This is a genomic window from Roseburia hominis A2-183 (assembly GCF_000225345.1).
Lineage (GTDB): Bacteria > Bacillota > Clostridia > Lachnospirales > Lachnospiraceae > Roseburia > Roseburia hominis.
In genome coordinates this window covers 909634-934833 of sequence record NC_015977.1, presented here as the reverse complement: position 1 = coordinate 934833, position 25200 = coordinate 909634, and the positions used below count along the sequence as shown (strand labels likewise).

The window sequence follows — 25200 nt, the reverse complement described above, 5'->3', positions numbered from 1 at the left end:
AATGAAACCAAAAAGGCGGTGAAACCGATGCAAATACAAACCGAACAGCCAAAAAACGGTGCGGACGAGCATATCCTTGTCTGCCTTTCCTCTTCACCGTCCAATGCACGGATCATACATACCGCCGCAAAGATGGCTAAGGTTCTTCATGCAAAATTTACCGCCATCTATGTGCAAACCGATTCGGTTGAAAGCGAAAAAAATCGGCTGCGGCTTGAACAAAACATTCAGCTTGCGCAAGGGCTTGGCGCTGAGATCATTATGACGCACGGCGAGGATGTGCCGCTACAGATTTCGGAATATGTCCGGCTTTCAGATGTGACCAAAATCGTGATCGGACAAAGCAGCGCCCGCCGCAGAGGACTGTTTGGAAAACCCACCCTAACTGAAAAACTGATTTCGGTCGCTCCCAATGTGGATATTCATATCATTCCAGACGCACTGAACTATGTAAGACCGCACCGGCGCCGTTTGCTTTTCGGTGCAGAAACACCTTCGTTGCGGGATATTGGCGTGACCGTTCTGTCACTTGCCGTATGCACGGCGATCGGTTTTTTGTTCGATCATCTCGATTTCCCCGACACAAATATCGTTACGGTCTACATTCTCGGCGTACTGATGGTCTCCGTTTTGACCAAAGGATATCTTTGCAGTATGGCAGGCTCGCTTTTAAGTGTTGTATTGTTCGGATTTTTCCTTACCGAACCACAGCTATCATTCAAAACCTATGCTGTAGGCTATCCCGTTACCTTTGCCGTCATGCTGGTAGCTTCCGTTCTCACCGGCACGCTTGCCTCGAAGCTTAAGGATCATGCGAGACTTTCAGCTCGTTCTGCGTTCCGCACGCAGGTGCTGTTCGACACCGACCGTCTGCTGCAAAAAGCGAAAAGCAACGATGATATCTTAAGTGTGACCTGTATGCAGCTCTCCCGGCTGCTTGACCGCAGTATTGTTGCTTATACAAAAAGTGAAAATGGAATGTCGACCGGACGGCTTTTCGCCGAAAAAAAGTACACATACTCTGAAAATCTGCTGAACGCTGCAGAACAGAAAGCCGCAGAATGGGCATTTCAAAACGGTCGCCGTACAGGAGCAACAACAGCACAGTTCGGAAAATCCGAATGTCTTTATCTTGCGATCCGTGCAGGGAGCAGAGTCTATGGAGTGATCGGAATACCGATGAGACCTGAAAAGCCCGATTCATTCGAAAACAGCATCGTGCTGTCAGTTGTGAACGAATGTGCTCTGGCAATGGATAATACACACAACGCTGCTGAAAAAGAACGGGCAGCAGATCTTGCAAAAAGCGAGCAGCTGCGCGCCGACCTTTTGAGGTCGATCTCACATGATCTACGCACGCCTCTTTGCTCGATTTCAGGCAATGCGGACACACTTTTGCATAACGGAAACTGCTTGGACGAAACGACAAAGCAACAGATATATAAAGATATATATGACGATTCCGAGTGGCTGATTGACGTAGTGGAAAATCTGTTGTATGTTACACGGCTGAATGACGGACGCCTGAAGCTGGAGCTTACCAACCAGCTTGTAGACGAAGTGATCAGTGAAGCCGTTTCACATTTGAAGCAGAAGTCTGTCGGGCACACGGTAACGGTGAAGTGTGACGATTTGATTCTTGCACGCATGGACGCACAGCTTATCGTACAGGTCATCGTCAATCTTATCGACAACGCTTTGAAATATACCGAACAAGGCTCGGAGATCTGCGTAAGTGCAGAAAAGCAAGGAAAATACGCCGTGATCCGTGTTGCAGATAACGGTAGCGGAATCCCCGACGATATGAAATCGCATATTTTTGAAATGTTTTACACTGGAAAAAGTACAGTTGCCGACAGCCGCAGAAGCTTTGGGATCGGTCTTACCTTATGCAAATCGATCGTAGAACTGCACGGCGGAACGCTGACGCTTAGGGATAATGTGCCGTGCGGCTGTGTATTTACCTTTACTTTACCGCTTAGCGAGGTGACTCTGAATGAATAAACCGCTTATACTTGTTGTGGAAGACGACCGCCCAGTCCGCAATCTGATCGTAACAACATTAAAGTCGCACGATTACCGTTATCTGACTGCGGAGAACGGACATGGTGCGATTATGGAGGCGACCTCCCATAACCCTGATATCGTTCTGCTGGATCTGGGTCTACCGGATATTGACGGCACACAGGTGATCGAAAGCATCCGCTCATGGTCGAATATGCCCATTATTGTGATCAGTGCGCGTAGCGAGGATCGTGATAAAATTATGGCACTTGACGCCGGGGCGGATGACTATTTGACAAAGCCATTTTCCGTAGAAGAGCTTTTGGCACGGCTTCGTGTCACACAAAGAAGGCTGTTGCTCCTGCAAGCAAGTGGCGATGCCGACACCCCAATTTTTGAAAACGGCGAGCTTAAAATTGATTATGCCGCTGGTTGCGCTTACTTAAAAGGGGAAGAATTGCATCTTACCCCGATTGAATACAAGCTTTTATGTCTGCTCTCCCATAATGTCGGAAAGGTTCTGACGCACACCTATATCACACAGCAGATCTGGGGCAGCAGCTGGGAAAACGATATTGCCTCGCTGCGGGTGTTTATGGCGACACTGCGTAAAAAACTGGAGCTGCAAAAGGACAGTCCGCAATACATTCAGACGCATATCGGCGTTGGTTATCGGATGCTGCGGGTAGACTGAGAAAAGCGAGAAAACAAGAAATTGAACCGATATGCAATAGAAAATCCTTTCGGAATTCAAGAGCGCAATATCCGCTTGGTACGGAATCATCATCACCTACGGTATGGTGCTTGGTTTTGCTGTGGCAATATACCGTTTGATTTTCGAATGGGATAATAACAAAAACGACCTGCTTTCTGTTTTAGTAGTCAATCCAGGCGGCCTTGCCATTTACGGCGAAGTACTTGGCGGTGTCGTAGTTGCATTGATTTACCGTAAAGAAAAACGGATTTCCCCTTTTGGGCGCTTCACTCACCGTTAATATCACAGGTGCTGTCCGGCTACCTGATTATTTTCGGTATCGTTACAATTTTTATTATCTGTAAAAGAAAGGCGATGCGGCAATGAGAAAAGAATGGACTTTATTTTTTACCTTTCTTAAAATCGGCGCTTTTACCTTCGGCGGCGGATATGCTATGATTGCGTTGCTTGAAAACGAATTTGTAGAACGCAAGAAGTGGATCAAAAAGGACGACTTTCTGAATATGGTAGCCATTGCCGAGTCTACACCCGGACCGGTTGCAATCAACAGCGCCACATATATCGGCTACAAAATTGCAGGCTTGTTCGGTGCTGCGGCGGCTACCGTGGCGGTTTGTATTCCTTCGTTTACCGTAATTTTTTGCATCTCACTGTTTTTTGATCAATTCTTAAGCCTTACATGGGTTTCCCGTGCTTTCCGCGGAATACAGGTATGTGTGATCTATCTGATTTCCTCTGCCGGGCTGAAAATGCTGAAAACCATTGAAAGAAATGCCTTCAACACGGTCATTTTGCTGTCGGTCATTGCTGCAATGCTGGCGTGCACTGTTTTCGCCGTTTCTTTTTCTTCCGTTTACTATATTCTGATTTGCGGTACAGCAGGACTTGCGATTTTCTTCCTGAAAAAACTGCGGAAAGGAAACGGCAATTAACAATGATCTACCTGAAATTATTCCTGAATTTTTTAATGATCGGTGCCCTTTCCTTCGGCGGCGGATACGGAATGGTTTCCCTTGTAAGAGAAACAGTCATTTCAAACGGCTGGCTAACGGAAAGCGAATTCTTAAATTTCATTGCCGTTTCGGAATCGACGCCCGGTCCGCTTGCCGTTAATATGGCGACATTTATAGGTTCCACGCAAGGTGGCATTCTCGGCTCGTTTCTTGCTACGCTCGGCGTTGTTCTTCCGTCTTTCATTATTATACTTTTAATTGCGGCGGTACTCAAAAACCTGATGAAATATGCCGGTGTCAACGCTTTTCTCTCCGGCGTCCGCCCCTGCGTTATCGCAATGATTCTCGCTACGGCAATCGGTATGGCCATATCAACATTGCTTGGTTTTACGGATATTTATTCGGCGCTTGCTCCGGATCCTAAATCCATTTTGGTCTTTGCCATTCTGTGGCTGACACATTTCGGATATAAAAGAATCAAAAAAACTGCACCGTCGTCGATTATAATGATACTCTTTTCTGCCGCACTCGGCATACTGCTTTGGGGAGTATAAAATGCATCCTATGCCAATTTGCCGTCCGGGAATCGGGCGGCTTTGCTAATTGTTTGGGGATGCACTGTTCGTCACCTGTCTGAACGATTATCTGGAGTAAAACTCAGAGATAAACGTCGCGGAAACCTTTGAGGTTTATGCAGAAAATGAATTTAAGTATGGAACATACAACGAAGAACAAAACTCACGTTTAGCATCAGGACATAATCTAAAGCCTGTTACAACCAATTTCACAGGACGCAAACCAGATGAAATATATGCGGATTTTGTTTTTATAGATGCTGGTAAATATCTCATCAAATGTAAGAACAATTGTGTACCTGAAGAACGTATTTTTCTAAAAACATGGGTGCGAAAGGAAGTATTTTGGAAATCCGTTGGTTGTACAAAGCAATTACATACATGCAAACAGAAGAATTCTCTGAATACTCATAATTTAGAAATAGAATTGAGGCAATTTCATCTCTTCTCCGCCAAAGGTATCATGTGAATAGGAAAGATATTAGATTATACCAATAGCTTAGATTCGTATGCTTCAAATAAGAAAACAGCATAAAATCAATGAACCACAGTTTCAAAATATCAATAAATTATAGGCTCAAAAATTATATCTTTCACAAATTCGTGTTAAATTTTCAAGGTACAAACAACCTCAAATATTAAACTGTACTTTCGGCACCCTAATCCCATAAAGTCAAAAAGCGCCCCGCAATGCGGGGCGCTCTCTTCTGCACAGCTCAAATGGGTAAAAATTCACTGTGCTGCAGACTGTGGCAGGGAAACCACAGCCTCTTGGTATATTAAATTAGGGAAAGGAATTAACTTAAATTATTTGAAATGACAGCTTACGCTATTATCTCTGTACACGTCCGGAAGCATCGCCGCCAGCCAGTTTCTTGACCTCGTCAACGCTTACCATGTTGAAGTCACCCTCAACAGAATGCTTTAAGCAGCTTGCTGCTACTGCAAACTCGATCGTAGACTGCGGATCGTAGTCGTTTAAGCAAGCGTAGATCAGTCCGCCGCCGAAGGAATCGCCGCCGCCGACACGGTCAACGATGTGCATTAAGTACTCCTTGGAGAAGTAGCTCTGACCATCCTCGTAAAGCATTGCTGCCCAACGGTTATCGTTTGCGGAGATGGAAGTTCTTAATGTGATTGCAACCTTCTTGAATCCAAAACGGTCTGTTAACTTCTGTGCAACCTCTTTGTAGCCTTCCTTGTTCAGTTCGCCTGCGGTAACCTCTGTACCCTCAGACTTGATGCCGAATACGTCGTTTGCATCTTCCTCGTTGGAGATACATACGTCTACATACTTGCAAAGCTCGCCCATCACCTGTCCGGCTTTCTCCTTGGACCACAGCTTGTTGCGGTAGTTTAAGTCGCAGCTTACAGTAATGCCCTTAGCCTTTGCAGCCTTGCATGCCTCTAAGCAGATTGCTGCAACGTTGTCACCAAGTGCAGGAGTGATTCCTGTGAAGTGGAACCAGTCAGCACCGTCAAAAATCTTATCCCAGTCAAAATCAGCAGTCGTTGCTGTTGCAATGGAAGAACCTGCGCGGTCATAAATAACCTTGGACGGTCTCTGGCTTGCACCCTTCTCAAGGAAGTAGATACCTACACGGTCACCGCCGCGAACGATATCGGAAGTGTCTACACCGTACTGTCTTAATGCATTCACACCAGCCTGTCCGATCTCATGAGCCGGAAGCTTTGTAACAAAGCTTGCATCCATTCCGTAGTTTGCAAGAGATACTGCAACGTTTGCCTCACCGCCGCCGTAAGTAGCGCCGTAGGTACCAGCCTGTACAAAACGATAGTATCCTTCCGGTGCAAGACGAAGCATAATCTCACCAAATGTAACGACTTTCTTTGCCATTATTGAATCCTCCTAAATGTATGTTTCACCATGTGAAACCGTGTTTCATTTTCTATAATAAAATTATAACATCTAATACCAGAATGTCAAATATGTTTTTATTTAAGTCCAAAAAAATTCCAAATTATTTCCGATTTTCACTTTTCTATTTTAGCAGGATGATATATAATAAAAACAGATTGGTTCACATTACAGAACTATGTTTCGCAATGTGGAACATACATATCGTATCCATAGACACAGTGTGCTGCATTTTCTCATAAAGCATTCTTTTTGAGATGCCGTGACGTGTCGGAATTTTTACTTTCTTATTTATTCTTACATCATCAGGAGGAGATTATTTATGGACCGTAAATACGATGTCATCACTTTGGGGGAGATTTTACTCCGGCTTTCCACGCCGATCAACGGACGTCTTGCACAGGGCGACACGCTGATGAAGCACCTCGGCGGTGCCGAGCTCAACATTGCTTCCGAGATCGGACAGCTCGGCCTTAAGACAGCAATCATTTCAAAGATTCCGAACAACCTGCTGGCCGCTTTCATCAAGAACCAGCTCAACGCTTCCCGCGTCAGCGAGAATTATCTGATCGAGGATCACTCGGACGACAGCCGCGTCGGCATCTACTACTATGAGTACGGCTCCTACCCGAGAAAGCCGCGTGTGGTCTATGACAGAAAACATTCATCCATCAACAATATTGACATCAAGGACGTTCCGGCTACCATGTTCTACAATACCAGGCTGTTCCACACCAGCGGTATCACTTTAGGACTCGGCGGCAACGCACAGAAGTTCGCGATCGAATGTATCCGCAAGTTCAAGGAGAACGGCACCCTGATCTCCTTCGATGTCAACTACCGCGCAAACCTCTGGAGCGGCGAGGAGGCAAGAAAATGCATCGAATCCATCCTTCCGTATGTCGACATCTTTTTCTGCTCCGCCGACACTGCCCGGCTGACCTTCGGCAAGACCGGCACGATTGAGGAGATCCAGAAGTCCTTCTGTGAAGAATATCCGATCTCCGTGGTTGCCTCGACTGAGCGCACTGTCATCACTCCGAAGAAGCACGACTTTACCTCCATCATCTACTCTGCGAAGGAAGACCGCTACTACAGTGAATCTCCTTACAACAGCATCGATGTGGTCGACCGGATCGGAAGCGGTGACGCCTACGTCTCCGGCGCTCTCTACGGTTACCTGAGACATCACGACTGTCAGAAAATGTTGGAGTACGGCAACGCCATGGCAGCCATCAAGCACAGCGTCATCGGCGATATGGTCTTTACCGATCTCGAGGAGATCGACGGCATCATCGCACAGCACAAGGATACTTCCGGATTCCAGCCTGAGATGAACCGCTAAGTATCATTTTCCTGCGAAGGAATGAAGCGTGCGCCTGCCGCACACTTTGCGCGGCAGATAAAAAAATGATGGCGGCAGTCCCGCGGATACTCTCCGCCGGACTGCCGCCGTTTTTATTCTGAATCTTCTCTATGGTTCCGCCGCCGGCTCCTTTCATCAGAGCCGGCTCTTTTCCGGAATCACGATCTTTTTCTCTTCTGTCGAAGGAGAACGTTCCTCATCCGCCTCCGGAGCATTTCCGGTGCGGTGTCTCTTCACATTTTCGCAACCAGTGCATCCGGCACGGTGATGTGATCCAGATGCCAGATCTCATCCACATACTCCTGAATTGTGCGGTCGGAAGAGAATTTGCCTGCGTGGGCCGTATTTAAAATAGCGCTCTTCGCCCATGCCTGCTTATCCTGATAGTACTCCACAATCCGCTTCTGCGCATCCACATAGGAACGGAAATCCTTGAGGATAAAATACGTGTCTGCATACTGCGTGCACTGCGTGTTGAGCAGTGAATTGTAGAGATCACGGAACAACCCCGGATCGTTCGGCGAAAATGTGCCGTCCACAAGCTGATTTACCACCTTGCGGATACCCTCGTCGCTGTTGTAGATCTGCATCGGATCATAATCGCGGTTGCGCTCATGCGCAATGACTTCCTCGGAGCTCATGCCGAAAATGAAAATATTCTCCATTCCGACTTCCTCTGCCATCTCCACGTTCGCGCCGTCCATGGTACCGAGTGTCAGCGCACCGTTTAACATGAACTTCATATTGCCGGTACCGGATGCCTCCTTGCTGGCAGTCGAAATCTGCTCGCTGACATCCGCCGCTGCGAAGATCCACTCCGCATTGGACACGCGGTAATCCTCGATGAATACGACCTTGATCTTTCCTTTAATGTCCGCATCGTTGTTGATGACGTCCGCCACACTGTTGATGAGCTTGATCGTAAGCTTGGCGTTCCGATATCCTGCCGCCGCTTTCGCGCCGAAAATAAAGGTTCTCGGGTAGAAATCCATCTGCGGATTTGCCTTTAACTCATTGTACAGGTACATCACATGCAGAATATTCAAGAACTGTCTCTTATACTCATGCAGACGCTTTACCTGCACATCGAAAATGGAATCCGGATCGACTTCGATGCCGTTATGCTCCTTGATATACTCTGCCAGGCGCACTTTGTTCCTGCGCTTGATCTCCATGAACTCCTTCTGGGCTTTTGCGTCCGATGCATACGGAACCAGACGTGCAAGCTGCATCAGCTCTGTGATCCAGCCGTCACCGATATGCTTTGTCACCCAGTCGGCAAGCAGCGGATTGCCGTGCATCAGGAAACGTCTCTGCGTGATGCCGTTGGTCTTGTTGTTGAACTTCTCCGGGAACATCTCATAAAAATCATGAAGCTGCTCGTTCTTTAAGATCTCCGTGTGCAGTCTTGCCACACCGTTGACGGAATAACCGGCTACAATGGCGAGATGCGCCATCTTCACCTGACCGTCGTAAAGGATTGCCATGCGGGCAACCTTGCCGTCATCCCCCGGGTAGCGTTCCTGGATCTGCAGTACAAAACGGCGGTTGATCTCATCCACGATCTGGTAGATTCTCGGAAGCAGCCGCTGAAAAATCTCAATCGGCCATTTTTCCAGTGCTTCCGCCATGATCGTATGGTTGGTGTAGGCACAGGTCTTCGTGGTAATCTCCCACGCCTCGTCCCAGCCGAGACCTTCCTCATCCACAAGAATACGCATCAGCTCTGCCACCGTCACCGTCGGGTGTGTGTCGTTCAACTGGAACGTCACCTTCTCCGGCAGTCTGCGGATGTCATCATGATTCTTCTTGTAACGCGCCAGCGCGCGCTGTACACTCGCAGATACGAAGAAATACTGCTGCTTTAAGCGGAGCTCCTTGCCCGCAACATGATTGTCGTTCGGGTAAAGCACTTCCACCAGATTTCTTGCAAGATTCTGCTGCTCGACCGCCTTCTGATAATCTCCCTTATCAAATGAATCCAGCTCAAAATAATCCTTTGCCGCCGCATCCCAGATCATTAACGTATTGACCACGTTGTTGCCGTATCCGACCACCGGCATGTCATACGGGATCGCCAGCACCGACTGATAATCCTCCTGCACAAAACGCAGGCTTCCATCCTCCCTGCTCTCCGTGCGTACATGTCCGCCAAACTTGATCTCGTAAGTGTACTCCGGTCTGTGCAGTTCAAACGGATAACCATTTTTCAGCCAGTTATCAGGCACTTCGACCTGAAAGCCGTCCTGAATCTTCTGCTTGAACATACCGTAGCGATAACGGATCCCGCAGCCGTAAGCTGCGTATCCGAGTGTGGAGAGGGAATCCATAAAGCAGGCAGCCAGTCTTCCCAGACCACCGTTGCCGAGTGCCGGATCCGGCTCCTGATCTTCGATCACATCGAGATTCAGGCCGATCTCATCCAGCGCTTCCCTTACTTCTTTATATTCCTTCAGATTGATCAGATTATTGCCGAGCGCGCGTCCCATCAGAAATTCCATCGACATGTAGTACACGATCTTTGGATCTTCCTTGTCAAATACCTGCTGTGTTGCAAGCCATCTGTCATTGATGACATCCTTGACCGCGAAGGAGACCGCCTGGAAAATTTCCTGCTGATCCGCCTCCTCCAATGTCTTGCGGTATAAATTCTTCAGATTATCGCGCACACTCTGAATAAAGGCTTTCTTGTCAAAAACACCTGATTTCATCTAGTTTCCTCCTTTTTTCACTCCCAGAAGAACATGTTCGCCGTTAATATTCCATTCCTTGCTGTAAACTTCCGGCTCATCCGCAAATGCTCCGGCTGTATCCGCCACGACATTCACGCCGAGAACGTCCGATTTAATTGTATCACCATACTGCTCAAAAATACCAGATACTTTTTCATCTGACTTGTGATAGATCGTGATCTGATCCATCACCTCGAATCCGGCTTCCTTACGCATGGTCTGGATCTTGCTGATGATCTCACGCACAAAGCCCTCCTCGATAAGTTCCGGTGTCAGGTTCGTATCGAGCACCACTGTCACGGTGTTATCTCCCTCGGTCACATAACCTTCCATCTGCGTTATGGTGATCAGGAGATCCTCCTCTGCCAGCTTGACAGACTCGTCAACGGACGGAAGTGCAAGCACGCCGTTTGCCTTTAATTCTGCCATCGCCGCATTGCCGTCAAGCGCTGCGAGTGCTTTCTGGATCTGTCCTAAGAACTTGCCGTACTTCGGTCCGACGGTGCGCAGCTGCGGCTTGAACGTGTAGCTTGTGTAAGCGCTCACGTCGTCTGTAAATGTCACTTTTTTCACATTCAGCTCATCCTCGATGATCTCCACGAAGAACTCCGGCAGTGCAGACGGAGCTTTTACGAACATGTTTCCGATCGGCTGACGGTTCTTGATGTTCGCGGAATTACGGCATGCACGGCCCATGACAACGATCTTTAAGACCTCATCCATATTTTTCTCAAGCTCTGCATCGATGTACACCTCGTTTGCCACCGGAAAATCGCACAGATGAATGCTCTCCGGAGCCGTCTGATCCACGGAGCGCACCAGATTCTGATAGATATCCTCTGTCATAAACGGAATCATCGGCGCCGCACACTTGCAGATCGTCACAAGCGCTGTGTAGAGTGTCATGTACGCGTTGATCTTATCCTGCTCCATGCCCTTTGCCCAGAAACGCTCACGGCTTCTTCTGACGTACCAGTTGCTCATGTCATCGACGAAATCATCCAGCGCTCTTGCAGCCTCCGGAATGCGGTAATTGGAAAGGTTGTTATCCACTTCCTTAATCACCGTATTCAGCTTGGAGAGCAGCCATTTGTCCATCACGGAAAGCTTCTCATAGGCAAGCACATATTTTGATGCATCAAAATTGTCAATGTTCGCATACAGCACGAAAAACGCGTAGGTATTCCAGAGCGTACCCATGAACTTGCGCTGTCCCTCCTGCACGAGTTTGCCGTTAAACCGCTTCGGAATCCACGGCGCACTGCTCGTGTAGAAATACCAGCGGATCGCGTCTGCACCGTAGGCAGAGAGCGCCTCAAACGGGTCTACCGCATTTCCTTTGGATTTGCTCATCTTCTGTCCGTTCTCGTCCTGCACATGTCCCATGACGATAACATTCTCAAACGGAGCCTTGTTAAATAACAGTGTACTCTCCGCCATCAGGGAATAGAACCATCCACGGGTCTGATCCACACCCTCGGAAATGAATTTGGCAGGGAACTGCTGCGCAAACAGATCCTGATTCTCGAACGGATAGTGATGCTGTGCAAACGGCATCGCACCGGAATCAAACCAGCAGTCGATAACTTCCGGCACACGCTTCATGGTCTTGCCGCAGTCCGGGCAGGTAAAGGTCACTTCATCGATATACGGACGGTGAAGTTCGACCTCCGCAGCCTTCGGATCGCCGCTTTTCTCTGCAAGCTCCGCGCGGCTGCCGATGGACTCCTGATGTCCGCAGCCCTCGCACTCCCAGATATTTAACGGAGTTCCCCAGTAACGGTTACGGGAAATACCCCAGTCCTGAATATTCTCAAGCCAGTCGCCGAAACGTCCTTTTCCGATGGATTCCGGAATCCAGTTGACCGTATTGTTGTTGCGGATCATATCGTCCTTCACAGCGGTCATCTTGATGAACCAGGACTCTCTCGCATAGTAGATGAGCGGGGTATCGCATCTCCAGCAGTGCGGATACTCATGCTCGAACTTCGGCGCGTCGAAAAGCTTGCCCTGTGCCTCCAGATCCTTCAACACCTCCGGGTCTGCTTTTTTCACGAAAATGCCGGCATACGGCGTCTCCTTGGTCAGTTCACCCTTTCCGTCTACAAACTGCACGAACGGCAGGTCATATTTTCTGCCGACATTCGCATCGTCCTCACCAAATGCAGGAGCGATGTGAACGATTCCGGTACCGTCTGACATCGTAACGTAGGTGTCGCAGGTCACGAAAAATCCCTTCTTGTGCTGTCTGTCCGCCACTTCTTTTGCGCAGGCGTACAGCGGCTCATACTCCTTGCGCTCAAGCTCGCTTCCCTTATAGGTCTCAAGCACCTCGTAAGCCTTTACCTCCGGCGTATCCGGCTCGCCGTCCTTGCCCTTTTCGGCTGGTGTTCCAAGCCGTCCGAGCACTTTATCGAGCAGTGCCTCCGCCATATAATAGGTATAACCGTCGGCTGCCTTTACCTTGCAGTAGGTATCCTCCGGGTTCACGCAGAGTGCCACGTTTGACGGAAGTGTCCACGGCGTCGTGGTCCATGCGAGGAAGTAGGCATCCTCTCCAACAACCTTGAAACGAACCACAGCGGAACGCTCCTTGACCGTCTTATATCCCTGCGCCACCTCCTGTGAGGAAAGCGGAGTTCCACAGCGCGGGCAGTACGGAACAATCTTAAAGCCCTTGTACAGAAGCTTCTTGTCCCAGATCTGCTTTAACGCCCACCACTCGGACTCGATGAAATTGTTGTCATAGGTAATATATGGGTTCTCCATATCCGCCCAGAAACCGACGATGTCGGAGAAATCCTCCCACATGCCCTTGTACTCCCACACGGATTCCTTACATTTTTTGATGAACGGCTCGATTCCGTACTCCTCAATCTGTTCCTTGCCGTTTAAGCCGAGCATCTTCTCCACACCAAGCTCTACCGGCAGTCCGTGCGTATCCCAACCGGCTTTACGCGGCACATATTTTCCCTTCATCGCCTGAAATCTCGGGATCATATCCTTGATCGTACGCGTCTCCACATGACCGATATGCGGCTTGCCGTTGGCCGTCGGCGGTCCGTCATAGAACGTGTAAGTCTCGCCCTGCTTGCGCTGCTCCATACTTTTCTTGAAGATGTCATTGTCTTTCCAGAACTCTCTTACCTGCTTTTCTCTGTCCACAAAATTCAGGTTCGTGTCTACTTTGTTATACATTTTTTCCTCCAAAATAAAACATTTAAGGCTCCCGTCCTGTAAATAGGACGAGAGCCTTTATCGTTATACCACCTAATTACATTGTACACAGACTTCTCCCAGCGCAGAAATCCTGGAATGTCTTCCTGCTGCCTGAAAAATCTCCAGTGGAGAAAATCCGAATACCCGTTCCCTTTAACGCAGGAAAAGCGTCAGCGCCTACCGTGCTGCCTTCCTGTCTGACACAGGCTCTGCTGTGCCACATCTGCGGCTGCATTTCGGGCTGCGGCTTGGAAGGGATCTTCGTCTGCGGCTTACTCGCACCGGCTCTCACCGCCCCGGCTCGCTTTGCCTTTCATCCACAGCTTACTGTCTTCGTCACTGCCTTTGTCAACTATGTGTAAGTATAAGCCTTGCAAGCCCGCATTGTCAAGGTCTGAAATGCCGTTTCCCTGCCCTCCGGTTCTGCTCCACTTGCGGTCTTCCGCTTCTGCTTCACTTGCGTTCTTCCGGCTCTGCTTCACTTGCGTTCTTCCGGCTCTGCTCCAATTGCTGCCCTCCGGCTCTGCAGACTCTGCGTCTGTGCTATCTCCGCTTTGCAATCGTCGAAAAAAAACGCTCCTTGATCTGGTCGATCAAAATGACCGCCTTACCGTCCGAACCGGTAAACGGTACAAAGCCACCTGCCATCGCAGCATGCCCGCCGCCGTTTCCGATCCCCTGCAGCGCCTCCGCCGTGATCTTGCCGGCGTCGAGAGAAGATTTTTCACTCCGGACGGACAGTTTGATGCCATCCCCTCTCCTTGAGTACACCACGGAAAAAGAAACCTCCACCAGCGCCAGCATAAAGTCAGAGACACTCGCGATCAATGCCTCCGGGCAGTCCTCCCCCGTATCGGCAAAGCTGATATTATCGTACACCTCAATGCTGGAAATCGCCTTGGAATACGCCACCAGATCCTCAAAACACAGGTTGCTGTTCTCCAGTGTGTGGATCTCCTCATAATCACAGTCATCGTACATCCGATAGAGCATCTCGATATCGAGCTTTGACACGCCGCGTGAAAGATTGTGCGTGTCAATGCGGATGCCGTATGTCAGTGCTGTTGCGATCTTTTTATCCATCGCAATGTCATTTTCCATAAAATACTGCGCGATCATCGTTGCGCACGCCCCGACCTCGGGGCGGATGTCCTGAAACCGGTACTGACACTTATCATTGTAAGGATGATGGTCGATGCAGATGATCTCATCTCCCGTAATATTGATGATGTTGGAATTGCCCTTCTGGGAATCCACCAGTATCACTTCGTCCTCATCCGTCAGCACTTCGGTCAGATCCTCCACATTCAACAGTTCAATGTCAAGAATCTCACACAGACGGCCGGTACCGTACCGGTCGATCTTGCCCTTATAGCAGATGCTCGCCTCGATACCCCTGGTTGCAAGCAGCCGCTTCAGACCATATGCACTTGCAATCGCATCCGGATCCGGGAAATTATGGGTCTGTATATAGACATGCTGTCTGTTGATCTGCTGTAGTAATTCTTCAAACTTTGTCATGCTTTCTCTCTCCTGCATGCGGCTGCCGGCTCACATGGTTCCGGCGCTCTGTTCTCTGGCTGCCCGGTGCTGCCGGCTCACATGGTCCAAGCGCTCTGCGTTTTGCTCGCCGATGAAATATCAAAGGTTTTTAGGTCTGCAAAGGTTTTCAGTTCCGGGACCGGCTCCGCAATCTCTCCGAATCCATATGCGGCGTGGATAAACCCGACTCCTGCCGCCCGGCTCGCATCATAATCTCCTTGAATGTCTCCGACATAGACCGCCTCATCCAGCCGGTTCCGCTCTACGACCAGCCGGATATTTTCTCCCTTCTGCCGCAGATTATTGCCATAACACTCTATGTCCTCCACCAGTTCCCACAAATCGTAGTGGTCAAGGAATGCCTCGATATACCCCTTCTGGCAGTTGCTGACAATCGAAAGATGATAGCCGTCCCGCTTCAACGCCGCGAGCGTCTGCGGCACCTGATCGTAGAGTATGCCCCCATGCTCCCGCAGATAATCATTTTCCACCTGACAGCATTCCTTTAGGAGCAGTCTCCGTTTTTCTTCGGGGAATTCCGCAAAGAGGATATCGGCGATTACGTCCATCGTTTTTCCCATTACCCCCTGAATGTCCTGCGTTGTCAGTTCTTTCTCCCTGACCCCGTACTGCCGGATTGCCACATTCCAGGACTTCGCCACATTCTCTGCGGAATCCCACAGGGTTCCGTCCATGTCAAATATGATTCCACGTTTCATGACATCATCTCCCGTTCTCTCTCTTTTGTCTAGGCTTCCTCGGAAAGTCCATACAGTCTCGTGTATTTTTTCTTCATGTAGCGCACGAGCGGCTGCGCGGACACTTCTTTCCCGCACACTGCCGCAATTACCTCTTTCGGTGTCCGCGTGCTTCCATACCAGTGAATCTTCTCATTGAGCCATTTTGTGATCTCACCGATTCTGCCGTCTGCCAGGATCTCATCCACGGAGCCGAGTTCCTCCTCCATCTTCTCGAGGTACATGCCGTCATAGATGCTGCCCAGCAGATAGGACGGAAAATACCCAAACGAGCCGTCCGACCAATGTACATCCTGCAAGATGCCTTCGGCGTCATTTTCCGGAGTGATATGCAAGTATTCCTGCATTTTCTGATTCCAGAGCTCCGGAAGTTTTTCCACCGGCACATGATCGTAGAAAATCGCTTTTTCCATCTCATAACGCAATATAATATGGAAGCAATACGTTACCTCATCCGCCTCGGTGCGCACCATACTGTTCTCCACGCGGTTGATTTCACGCTCAAACGCTTCGAGTGTCACATTCTTAAACTGTGGAAGCAATTCTCCCAGTTTTTCATAGATCGGCTTCCAGAAATTGATATTTCTTCCGAGAATATTCTCATAAAAGCGCGACTGGCTCTCATGCACCCCCATATAGCAGCAGCTGCCCGCCACCGTATTGTCGTATTCCGGGTTGACATTCTGTTCAAAAATCGCATGTCCGCCCTCATGAATCGCAGAAAACATGGCGCTGAGCGGCTCCGTCTCATAGTAGTGGTTCGTCACACGCACATCCTTTGAAGAAAAATTCGTCGTAAACGGATGCTCCGTCTCCCCGACCGCTCCCGCATCCCTGCGGAATCCGATGTAATCAAGCAGCAGCCACTGTACCCTGCGCTGTGCGTCCGGATCAGCATAGGCATGAAATGTCGGATTTTCCGGCATTTTCTTTGCAGTAATCTGCTCTACTAACGGTATCAGTTCCGTCTTCACTTCCTCAAACAGCCGGTCGATCGTTGCCTGATCCATGCCCTCCTCACACTGTTCCAGAAGTGCGTCATACACATCCTTTCCCGGATCTGTATAGCCGATTACCTGCTTCGTCATCTCAATCATATTCCGGAGGTGCGGTGCATAAATGGAAAAGTCCGATGCATTTTTTGCTTCTTCCCATGCATTTCCGGATTCCGCCGCTGCCCGCACAAACGCCTCATATAAATCCGCCGGTATTCTTTTATTGCGGTCGTAATCGCGCTTCATGCGTTTTACAATGAATCTCCATGTGTCATCTAACGCATCATATTCCGCAGGCTGCGCCAGTTTCTCCAGAAATTCTCCCAGTTTCTCCGATGTCCCCATCTCAAAGCTCTTCGTGGAAAAATAGGTCAGCGCATCCACATGCGCCGCCTGCCCAAGCTTCGGCACTGTCGTCTGCATATCCCACTGCAATAATCCTGTCACATGATCATACTGATTCATTTCTTTTAAATATTCTTTAAATTCTTCTAATAATCTACTCATCTTATCTCCTGATTTTTTCTTTATTCCGCCGGCATACCGTCAATGATTTATCGCGGATTCCTTCTCCTGACCGTTGCTTTCCCATACACCTTCAGCCGCTCTTTGACGCATACTTTCCATGTCTGCGGGTCTTACCCTGCGAACCTGCCAGCACTCGTTTTGTCACGCTGATTTTGAGTTCCGGCAAAAGTCCATAAACAGCTGCTTTCTGCACATCCATATCTCGACGATGCTCTTCTGCACATCCGATATTCCGTGGAACTTCCGGGAGGCATCCGCTAGGATTCATTTTCCCTTGTTTCTGCACTGCTTTCTGTGCATCCAATGTTCCGTGGAACTTCCGGGAGGCATCTGTCAGCATTCATTTTATCATATCTTACATAGACTGTCACGAATTATGTCGGGTGACGAAAAGCCAGGGGAGATGAGACTGGCGGGGATGGAAATCTGATAGAATCCTGAGCCTCACAGGTCTGGGAGTATATTTTTTTCTCTCCAGACCCGTTTTTCTTCCTTAAGCGGGTCTGGGCGCGTATTTTTCTTTCCCTAGACCCGTTTTCCGGACTTGACTGTTCAAAATGATTGACATAATTTCAATCCCCGGGTCTAATTGCTTGTTTTCACATTCCCTAGACCTGGTTTTCTTCCTTGGGCGGGTCTGGAAGCGTATTTTTCTCTCCCCAGACCCTGTTTCCGGGCTTGACTATCCAAAATGGTTGACATAATTTCCATTTCCCGGGTCTAGCTGCTTATTTTCACATCTACAGACCCGGTGTCGCACAAAAACATTTCAAATAAGTTAACATAATTCCAACTCATGGGTCTGAGCGCACCTTTTCTCCACTCCAGACCCGCAAAACATCTTTAGCACTGTTTCTAAAGCATATCCCACAAAAATATAGCTTTCTTCTAATATTATAGCTTCCTTCTAACCCGCAAAAATGATACGATAAGAGCGCAACCCATTGATTTTTCTGACATTTAGCACAGGTCTGCCGCACTACCGCACCGGCAGCCAGAAAGGCGGTTCCATTGAAACATTTTCTCCGATTGACCGACTATACCAAAGCTGACATTTACGAAATCTTCCATATCACCGATGAGATCCTGGAGGGGCACTATCAGAATCTGCTGCAGGGCAAAAGCGTCGTTTTATTTTTCCCGGAATCCAGCATCCGCACAAGGGTCACGTTTGAGAAGGGCATCGCGCTTTTGGGCGGTCAGCCGATTTTGTTTCCAAGTTCCGCTCTCGACAAAAAGGAAGATTTGCAAGACGTCATCGGCTACCTCAACAACTGGGCCAATCTGCTTGTCGTCCGCCACCGGGATATGGCCGCTTTGGAAAAAATCGCTGCATCTGCATCCGTACCTGTCATCAATGCGCTGACCGACGCAAATCATCCCTGCGAAATGGCTGCAGATCTGTATGCGCTCTCAAAAATACGGAATGATTTTACCATGGACCACTTTCTGTTCTGCGGTGTCACAGGAAATATCGGGCTGGCTTGGAAGGAAGCCTCCGAAGTGATGGGCTTTTCGCTGGAGCAGTGCTGTATTCCGGGATATGAGATGAATGGCGTGCCCTCACATCACTGCATCCGCGACGCCATCCGTGGAAAAGACATCATCTGCACCGACTCACTGCCGGCCGACCTTCTTTCCGCCTCCCGCGGCTGCACCGTCGATCTTGCTGCCATGAAGCTGGCAAACGAGGGTGCCATCTTAAATCCCTGCCCGCCTTTTTACCGCGGCGAGGAAGTCTCAAACGACGTCATCGACTCCGACTATTTTGTCGGATATGAATTTAAAAAGCACCTGCTCACCGTCCAGCAGGCAATCATGGTGTACTGCTTAACACACTAAACTTTTCATATAATGCATTAAGCTTTTCATTTTTTGACATAACACAATATTTCCTGCAAGAAAGAATCCTGTTTTGCAGGATTCTCCGCCTGCGGCGGGTTGCTCTAGCGACATAATTCCACTCCAACGCAGTGCAATCCTGCCCGGAGAACTTTTTCATTCATAGGACGTAATTTCCTATGAATCAAAAAAACTCCCGTGCGCGTGATACCTCTCTTTTCCACAGCACTCTGTAGAAAATACCGGCATCCCACGAACGGAAGCTTCCTGTTTCTTTCTATTCTACTTTACCTCGTCGATCGCACGTCCGATGTCATGGCGCATGTACTTATTCGCAAAATCAACCCACTCTGTCGCCTCGTATGCTTTTGCGCGCGCCTCCTTTAAATCTTTTCCGGTCGCCGTAATGCCGAGCACACGCCCGCCGTTCGTGACGATCGTGCCGTTCTCATCGAACTTCGTTCCGGCATGGAAGCAGAAATAATCGTCCTTTCCGTCGAACTTTTCAAGTCCTGTGATCGGAAATCCCTTCTCATAGGACACCGGATAACCGTCGGATGCAAGCACCACACATACCGCCGCATTGTCTTCAAACTGAAGGTCGATCGTATCCAGCTTTCCATCGACGCATGCCTCCATCACATCAATGATGTCATTCTTCATGCGTGGGAGCACCACCTGTGCCTCCGGATCACCAAAACGCGCATTGTACTCAAGCACCTTCGGTCCGTCCTCCGTCAGCATCAGACCGAAGAAAATAACGCCGGTAAACGGTCTTCCCTCCGCCGCCATCGCATCCACAGTCGCCTGATAGATGTGCTTTTGGCAGAACTCGTCCACTTCCTTTGTGTAGAACGGGCTCGGGGAAAAATTGCCCATGCCGCCGGTGTTGAGACCCTGATCGCCGTCCTTTGCACGCTTGTGATCCTGCGCAGAGGACATAATCTTGATCGTCTTTCCGTCCACGTAGGAAAGCACCGATACCTCGCGTCCGGTCATGAACTCCTCCACAACCATCGTGTTTCCCGCGGAGCCGAACTTCTTGTCCTCCATGATCTCCTTAACACCCGCCTTTGCCTCCTCGAGCGTATTGCAGATCAAAACACCCTTTCCGAGCGCCAGTCCGTCCGCCTTCAATACGATCGGCATCTTCACCGTCTCCAGATAAGTAAGCGCATCCTCTGCAGATGTGAAATTCTCGTAGGCAGCCGTCGGAATGTGATATTTTTTCATCAGATCCTTGGAAAATGCCTTGGAGCCTTCAAGGATCGCCGCATTCTTCCGCGGTCCGAATACCTTTAAGCCCTCCGCCTCAAACACATCCACAATTCCGCCAACGAGCGGATCATCCATGCCGACAATTGTAAAATCAACTGCATGCTCCTTCGCGAACGCCACCAGTTTGTCGAACTCCATCGCTCCGATCGCAACACACTCTGCAAGCGATGCAATTCCTGCGTTTCCCGGCGCACAGTAGATCTTATCCACGCGCGGGCTCTTTGCCACACTCGTCACGATCGCATGCTCACGTCCGCCGCTTCCAACTACCAATACCTTCATATCCGCTTCCTCCTGCACTCTGTAACTCATACGCTTATTTCTCAACTGTCACATGTCCGTTTGCAACAGACACTCTGCCGTTTGCAATCAGATCGATCGCCTGCGGAAGAATGATCCACTCTGCCTGCTCCATCACACGGCGCTGTAAAATCTCCGGGGTATCTCCCTCTTCGACCGCCACCGGCTTCTGCAAAATGATCGGTCCTGTATCCGTTCCCTCATCCACAAAATGAACCGTTGCACCCGTAACTTTCACGCCGCGCGCAAGCGCTCCCTCATGTACTTTCAAGCCGTAAAAGCCTTTGCCGCAGAAAGACGGGATCAGTGACGGATGAATATTGATGATCCGGTTGCGGTACTGCGCGATCATCTGCTCCGGAATTACAACGAGAAATCCTGCCAACACCACCAGATCCACCTGATAGCTGTCAAGCATCGCCAGAAACGCTTCATTGAATGCCTCACGGCTCTCATAATCCTTCGGTGAAATGCAAAGCGCCTCAATGCCGTGCCCTTTCGCACGCTCCAACGCATACGCCCCTGGATTGTTGCTGATCACAACGTCTACCCGGGCGTTCGTGATTCTGCCCTCATCGATGGCGTCTAAGATTGCCTGCAGATTCGTGCCGCCTCCGGACACCAGTACCGCTACTTTTAGCATAAGGTTACTCCTTTTTCACCATCCTTGATCTCGCCGACAATATACGGTGTGTCTCCTGCTGCCTTCATTGCCGCGATCGTCTTGTCCACGTCCGCCGGATCCACTGCCACGATCATGCCGATACCCATATTGTAGGTATTGTACATCATCTGCTCCTCGACTTTGCCCTCGCGCGCCATCATCTGAAAGATCGCCGGAACTTCATAGCTGTCCTTCCGGATAACCGCATGCTTTCCTTCCGGAAGCATACGCGGGATATTCTCATAGAAACCACCGCCTGTGATATGGCTGCATGCTTTTACGCGGACGCCCGCTTCCTTCACCTCACGGAGTGCCTTCACGTAAATTCTGGTCGGAGCTAAAAGCGCCTCGCCAAGTGTTTTGCCAAGCTCCTCATGATAGGTATTTAACGTATCCGCATCCATGGAGAAAATCTTTCTCACCAGAGAGAATCCGTTGGAATGAACGCCGGAGCTTGCCATACCGATCAAAACATCGCCCGCCGCAAGATCAGCTCCCGTAATAATGTCCTTTTCATCCACGATACCAACGGAAAAACCGGCCAGATCGTACTCATTCTCCGGCATCAGCCCCGGATGTTCTGCCGTCTCACCGCCGATCAACGCACAGCCTGCCTGCTTGCAGCCCTCCGCCACACCGGACACGATCGTCGCAATCTTCTCCGGATAGTTCTTGCCACAGGCAATATAGTCAAGGAAAAACAGCGGCTCGCCGCCGGCACATGCGATATCGTTTACACACATGGCAACACAGTCAATACCGATCGTGTCATGCTTGTCCAGTAAAAATGCCAGTTTTACCTTCGTTCCGCAGCCGTCTGTGCCGGATACTAACGTAGGCTTCTCCATATTCTTAAAGCTCTCCATGGAGAACGCACCGGAAAATCCGCCAAGTCCGCCAAGCACCTCCGGGCGCATGGTTCCCTTCACATACTTTTTCATGAGTTCTACAGACTTGTATCCTGCCTCGATATCCACACCGGAATTCTTGTAATCCATCCTATTTTCCTCCTATATGCTTGTCTGTTGTCTATCCAACGCAACACGGGCGACTTTTTGCAAAATCATCCGTTCCTGTTCCTAGTAATTCTGATATCCCACTTCCTGCAGTCTGGCATCCTTCGCCTGCACCTGCTCTTTTAATTCTTTGGAATATTCTTTTAATTTTTGCAAAATTGCATCATCTGATGTTGCCAGAATCTTTGCTGCAAGTAATCCTGCATTTGCACCACCGTTGATCGCCACTGTGGCAACCGGAATGCCGGACGGCATCTGTACGATGGAGTACAGGGAGTCGCGTCCGCCGAGGGACGTGGTGTGCATCGGGATACCGATGACCGGCATCGGGAAGATCGCCGCGCACATTCCCGGAAGATGCGCCGCCATGCCCGCGCCTGCGATAATGACCTTAAAGCCCTTCACCTCTGCGCTCTTTGCATACTCGAAAAATACATCCGGCTCACGGTGTGCCGAGATAATCGTCATCTCATAGTCAATTCCAAGCTTCTCTAAAATGTCGGCAGCCTTTGCCATTACCGGCATATCGGAATCACTGCCCATCACAATACCTACTTTTGCCATATTGCTCCTCATTTCTGCGCACATTCTGCCATACCGGGTTCGTGCCGGGTGCGCCGGGGCACGAATCCTGCGCGCGGAACCGAATCCTTCCCATGCGCCAGTTTCTCAATCTGCTCTTAGTATAGCGTCCACGCATTTAGAAGTCCAATTAACACTTTTTATGTGATTTATAAATACAGCTAATATAAGTATCTATCCCGCCCGGCTCACCTTCCTACCTGTCCAGCGGTCCGTTCAACGCCTCCGTTCCGGCAAGCACAAAACGTCCGTCCGCGATGATATCCTCTGTCGTACCGTCCTTCCGGATCACAGTGATCTTATCCAGCTCGTCGTACGGAATCGTAATATCGGTGTGGCAGTTTAAATATGCCTTTTCCGGATTCTCGCGGCGCTGCGCCGATACCGTATTCTCCCGCGCTACAATCGCTTTTCCATCCGGATTGTAAGAGAGGTTGTCCTCCTCATGGCTGTAGCAGGTGTCCCCCACCGCAAAGTGCGGGCCGGTCTTCTCCGCAATCAGAATCGGCAGTTTGTCCGCAATGTCATAGTCGCGCGCCATCCGGTATGCCGTCGTGTTCGTGCCGATTGCAAATTCTCCCATCGGCAGCGTCTCATGGTGCATCAGCACATTGTCGCGGATATAGTTTTTGTTCTCCGCCTCATCCTCGAAATTGGTGCAGGTGTATTTTTCCACCATGCCGTCCTTAAAATCGATCTCCAGATTCTTGTAATTCAGACCGTTCAGATATACCTGTCCGACATGCAGCTTTCCGTTCGTTCCCTCAAGCACCGGCGATGTAAACACCTCGCCCACCGGAATATTCACGTCCGCCACACAGTTCTCAAATGCGGTCTCCCCTTCGGGATTCCGAAGCTTCCAGATGTTGACATATAAGTCGGTCTTATTGGCTCCTTTTCCGGTGATGTGCACACGGTCCGCCTGATCGAGCACGTCGATCATCTTCTGCTGCATGTTGCGGTAGAGCATGTAATCCAGCGTATTGATCTTCACCGTCTCCGCGAAAATCTCCTCAAAGCGGGCGCCGATCGACGGAAGCGGGTAGGCAATGATCGTAAAACTGCGCTCCTCCCCCTTGATGTACTGGTTCGTGATCTGTCCGCGCTGGCTCATCTCATACACACAGAGCTGCTGCTGTTTTTCACCGTAACGGAATGCCTCTTTTTTTGTCTCCGGAGAAAAAGGTTCTTCTCCGAACACCTCAATCACCGCCGGCCCCGCCATGCCGTTCGCATGTACTTTTTCTTCCTCAAATGCGTTTTTCCACGTCTCGAGTCCGCGCTCCACGTACGCCTTGTCAAGATAGTACGCGCGATCCTCCCTGTGATCGTAGTCATACTGCTTGTTGGCTGCCGTTCCCGAAGCCAGCATGGTCACTTCGAGTCCCATTTTTTCAAAATTGCACACTGCTGCACGCACCATACGCTCGAAGCCAATCGGATACCGTACCTGCGCCGCCGTCTTTTTGGACAGATCCTTGCCCGTCGTCTCAAAACCGATCCGGTAGCCTTCCGTGTATGTGTCCGCCATCGCCTGGATATCCGCCTCCGGCAGTGTATTTAAGTAAGCGGCAATCTGTCTCTCATTCTCCCCGATATAAGCGCCGTAGCGGTAAAGATAACGCAGATCCGACAGATCCGCCTGCATCACGATCTCCTTTTCAAAATCCTCCGCAGGATTCACAAGACGCCGCACCGACCGCTCGTCAAAAATCTCCCGATAATCATGAAAATACCAGTACAAAATCTGCTGCACTTCTTTTTCCTGCGGCAGGGCATCTGCTGCTGCGCCTTCAAAGCAGTTGTAGACCTCCACAAACAGCTCCATCGCGATCGTAAGCTGCATCAGATTTCCGCGGAAAACCTCCCCGCATGCCGTCCGAAGATGTGCCGCAAGAAGCGAGAGCGCTCCGCCGAACGTCTCTCCCAGACGTGCAGCGGCGTAGGCCGGATTCGCATAGCTGTGCCCGTAGGCTTCCGGCAGGATCTCCCCGTAGAGCGCCTCATTGTCCGCCTCACATTCCTCCATGCTCCGCGCCGCAAGACTGCCGCTTTTTCCTTTTTCATACAGTGCACGAAGGCTCTGTAAATATCCGGCATTTGTCCGGAAATACTCCGCAAACGGCTCCGGCGCCTGCGCCGCCTCTGCAATCTCTGCAATCCGTTCCGCTACCAGTTCATAGCGCTCCGCCGCCAGTTCATTTGTCTCCTTGTAACATTCCTGATATCCCAAATCAATTCCTCCTCACAAA

General features: G+C 49.8%; 20 protein-coding genes. 7 read left to right on the top strand and 13 right to left on the bottom strand.

All coding sequences use genetic code 11. From position 1 onward, the window contains the following. The first annotated feature begins 27 nt into the window (after nt 1-27). From RHOM_RS04225 to RHOM_RS04210, 5 genes are all read left to right on the top strand, one after another. The gene (locus RHOM_RS04225; RefSeq protein WP_044024609.1) at nt 28-2004 is read left to right on the top strand and encodes an ATP-binding protein; all 1977 of its coding nucleotides are present in this window, start codon (nt 28-30) and stop codon (nt 2002-2004) included. Continuing rightward, nucleotides 1997-2698 carry a response regulator gene (locus RHOM_RS04220; protein ID WP_014079028.1) on the top strand — a complete coding sequence of 234 codons (702 nt, stop codon included), beginning with the start codon at nt 1997-1999 and terminating at the stop codon, nt 2696-2698. The genes RHOM_RS04225 and RHOM_RS04220 overlap by 8 nt, the downstream gene beginning before the upstream one ends. 121 nt (nt 2699-2819) lie before the next feature. Continuing rightward, nucleotides 2820-2999, top strand: a complete 180-nt coding sequence (locus tag RHOM_RS17565; protein ID WP_158307317.1) for a hypothetical protein — start codon at nt 2820-2822, stop codon at nt 2997-2999. Between the two features lie 82 nt (nt 3000-3081). Further along, entirely contained in the window at nt 3082-3651 is a 570-nt protein-coding gene (locus RHOM_RS04215; protein ID WP_014079026.1) for a chromate transporter, read from the top strand. Between the two features lie 2 nt (nt 3652-3653). Then, a complete protein-coding gene (locus tag RHOM_RS04210) occupies nt 3654-4226 on the top strand; it encodes a chromate transporter (protein ID WP_014079025.1) in 573 nt (190 codons plus the stop codon). Nucleotides 4227-5079: 853 nt separating this feature from the next. Here the strand turns inward: RHOM_RS04210 and RHOM_RS04205 are convergent. Next, nucleotides 5080-6105 (bottom strand): sugar kinase, encoded by a 1026-nt coding sequence (locus RHOM_RS04205; RefSeq protein ID WP_014079024.1) that lies wholly within the window; start codon nt 6103-6105, stop codon nt 5080-5082. A 343-nt stretch (nt 6106-6448) separates the two neighbouring features. On the opposite strand from RHOM_RS04205, the gene RHOM_RS04200 reads away from it, so the two are divergent. Beyond that, complete coding sequence (locus tag RHOM_RS04200) at nt 6449-7471, top strand: sugar kinase (protein ID WP_014079023.1); 1023 nt, start codon at nt 6449-6451, stop codon at nt 7469-7471. A gap of 254 nt (nt 7472-7725) precedes the next feature. On the opposite strand, the gene RHOM_RS04195 is transcribed toward RHOM_RS04200, so the two are convergent. The 7 genes from RHOM_RS04195 to RHOM_RS18115 all read right to left on the bottom strand — a co-directional run bounded on the left by RHOM_RS04195 (nt 7726) and on the right by RHOM_RS18115 (nt 17465). After that, the gene (locus tag RHOM_RS04195) at nt 7726-10203 is read right to left on the bottom strand and encodes a glycogen/starch/alpha-glucan phosphorylase (protein ID WP_014079021.1); all 2478 of its coding nucleotides are present in this window, start codon (nt 10201-10203) and stop codon (nt 7726-7728) included. Continuing rightward, on the bottom strand, nt 10204-13422 hold the full coding sequence (ileS, locus tag RHOM_RS04190) for an isoleucine--tRNA ligase (protein WP_014079020.1): 3219 nt from the start codon (nt 13420-13422) through the stop codon (nt 10204-10206). It abuts the gene before it with no gap. Nucleotides 13423-13715: 293 nt separating this feature from the next. Next, nucleotides 13716-13925, bottom strand: a complete 210-nt coding sequence (locus RHOM_RS04180; RefSeq protein WP_143761674.1) for a hypothetical protein — start codon at nt 13923-13925, stop codon at nt 13716-13718. A gap of 61 nt (nt 13926-13986) precedes the next feature. Beyond that, entirely contained in the window at nt 13987-14964 is a 978-nt protein-coding gene (locus tag RHOM_RS04175; RefSeq protein WP_014079017.1) for a DHH family phosphoesterase, read from the bottom strand. 77 nt (nt 14965-15041) lie between these two features. Further along, nucleotides 15042-15704 (bottom strand): HAD family hydrolase, encoded by a 663-nt coding sequence (locus tag RHOM_RS04170; protein WP_014079016.1) that lies wholly within the window; start codon nt 15702-15704, stop codon nt 15042-15044. A 29-nt stretch (nt 15705-15733) separates the two neighbouring features. Beyond that, nucleotides 15734-17245, bottom strand: coding sequence for a gluzincin family metallopeptidase (locus tag RHOM_RS04165; protein ID WP_014079015.1), 1512 nt, complete (start codon nt 17243-17245; stop codon nt 15734-15736). A 91-nt stretch (nt 17246-17336) separates the two neighbouring features. Beyond that, nucleotides 17337-17465 (bottom strand): hypothetical protein, encoded by a 129-nt coding sequence (locus RHOM_RS18115; RefSeq protein WP_274270836.1) that lies wholly within the window; start codon nt 17463-17465, stop codon nt 17337-17339. 812 nt (nt 17466-18277) lie between these two features. Between RHOM_RS18115 and RHOM_RS04155 the strand changes: the two genes are divergently transcribed. Further along, a complete protein-coding gene (locus RHOM_RS04155; RefSeq protein ID WP_014079013.1) occupies nt 18278-19108 on the top strand; it encodes an ornithine carbamoyltransferase in 831 nt (276 codons plus the stop codon). Between the two features lie 282 nt (nt 19109-19390). On the opposite strand, the gene purD is transcribed toward RHOM_RS04155, so the two are convergent. The 5 genes from purD to RHOM_RS04130 all read right to left on the bottom strand — a co-directional run bounded on the left by purD (nt 19391) and on the right by RHOM_RS04130 (nt 25181). Next, entirely contained in the window at nt 19391-20668 is a 1278-nt protein-coding gene (gene purD, locus RHOM_RS04150; RefSeq protein WP_014079012.1) for a phosphoribosylamine--glycine ligase, read from the bottom strand. Nucleotides 20669-20702: 34 nt separating this feature from the next. Then, nucleotides 20703-21329 carry a phosphoribosylglycinamide formyltransferase gene (gene purN / locus RHOM_RS04145; RefSeq protein ID WP_014079011.1) on the bottom strand — a complete coding sequence of 209 codons (627 nt, stop codon included), beginning with the start codon at nt 21327-21329 and terminating at the stop codon, nt 20703-20705. Further along, nucleotides 21323-22348 (bottom strand): phosphoribosylformylglycinamidine cyclo-ligase, encoded by a 1026-nt coding sequence (purM, locus tag RHOM_RS04140; protein ID WP_014079010.1) that lies wholly within the window; start codon nt 22346-22348, stop codon nt 21323-21325. The genes purN and purM overlap by 7 nt, the downstream gene beginning before the upstream one ends. A gap of 81 nt (nt 22349-22429) precedes the next feature. Beyond that, nucleotides 22430-22930, bottom strand: a complete 501-nt coding sequence (purE, locus tag RHOM_RS04135; protein WP_014079009.1) for a 5-(carboxyamino)imidazole ribonucleotide mutase — start codon at nt 22928-22930, stop codon at nt 22430-22432. 214 nt (nt 22931-23144) lie between these two features. Next, entirely contained in the window at nt 23145-25181 is a 2037-nt protein-coding gene (locus RHOM_RS04130) for an aminopeptidase (protein WP_014079008.1), read from the bottom strand. Between the last annotated feature and the right edge of the window lie 19 nt (nt 25182-25200).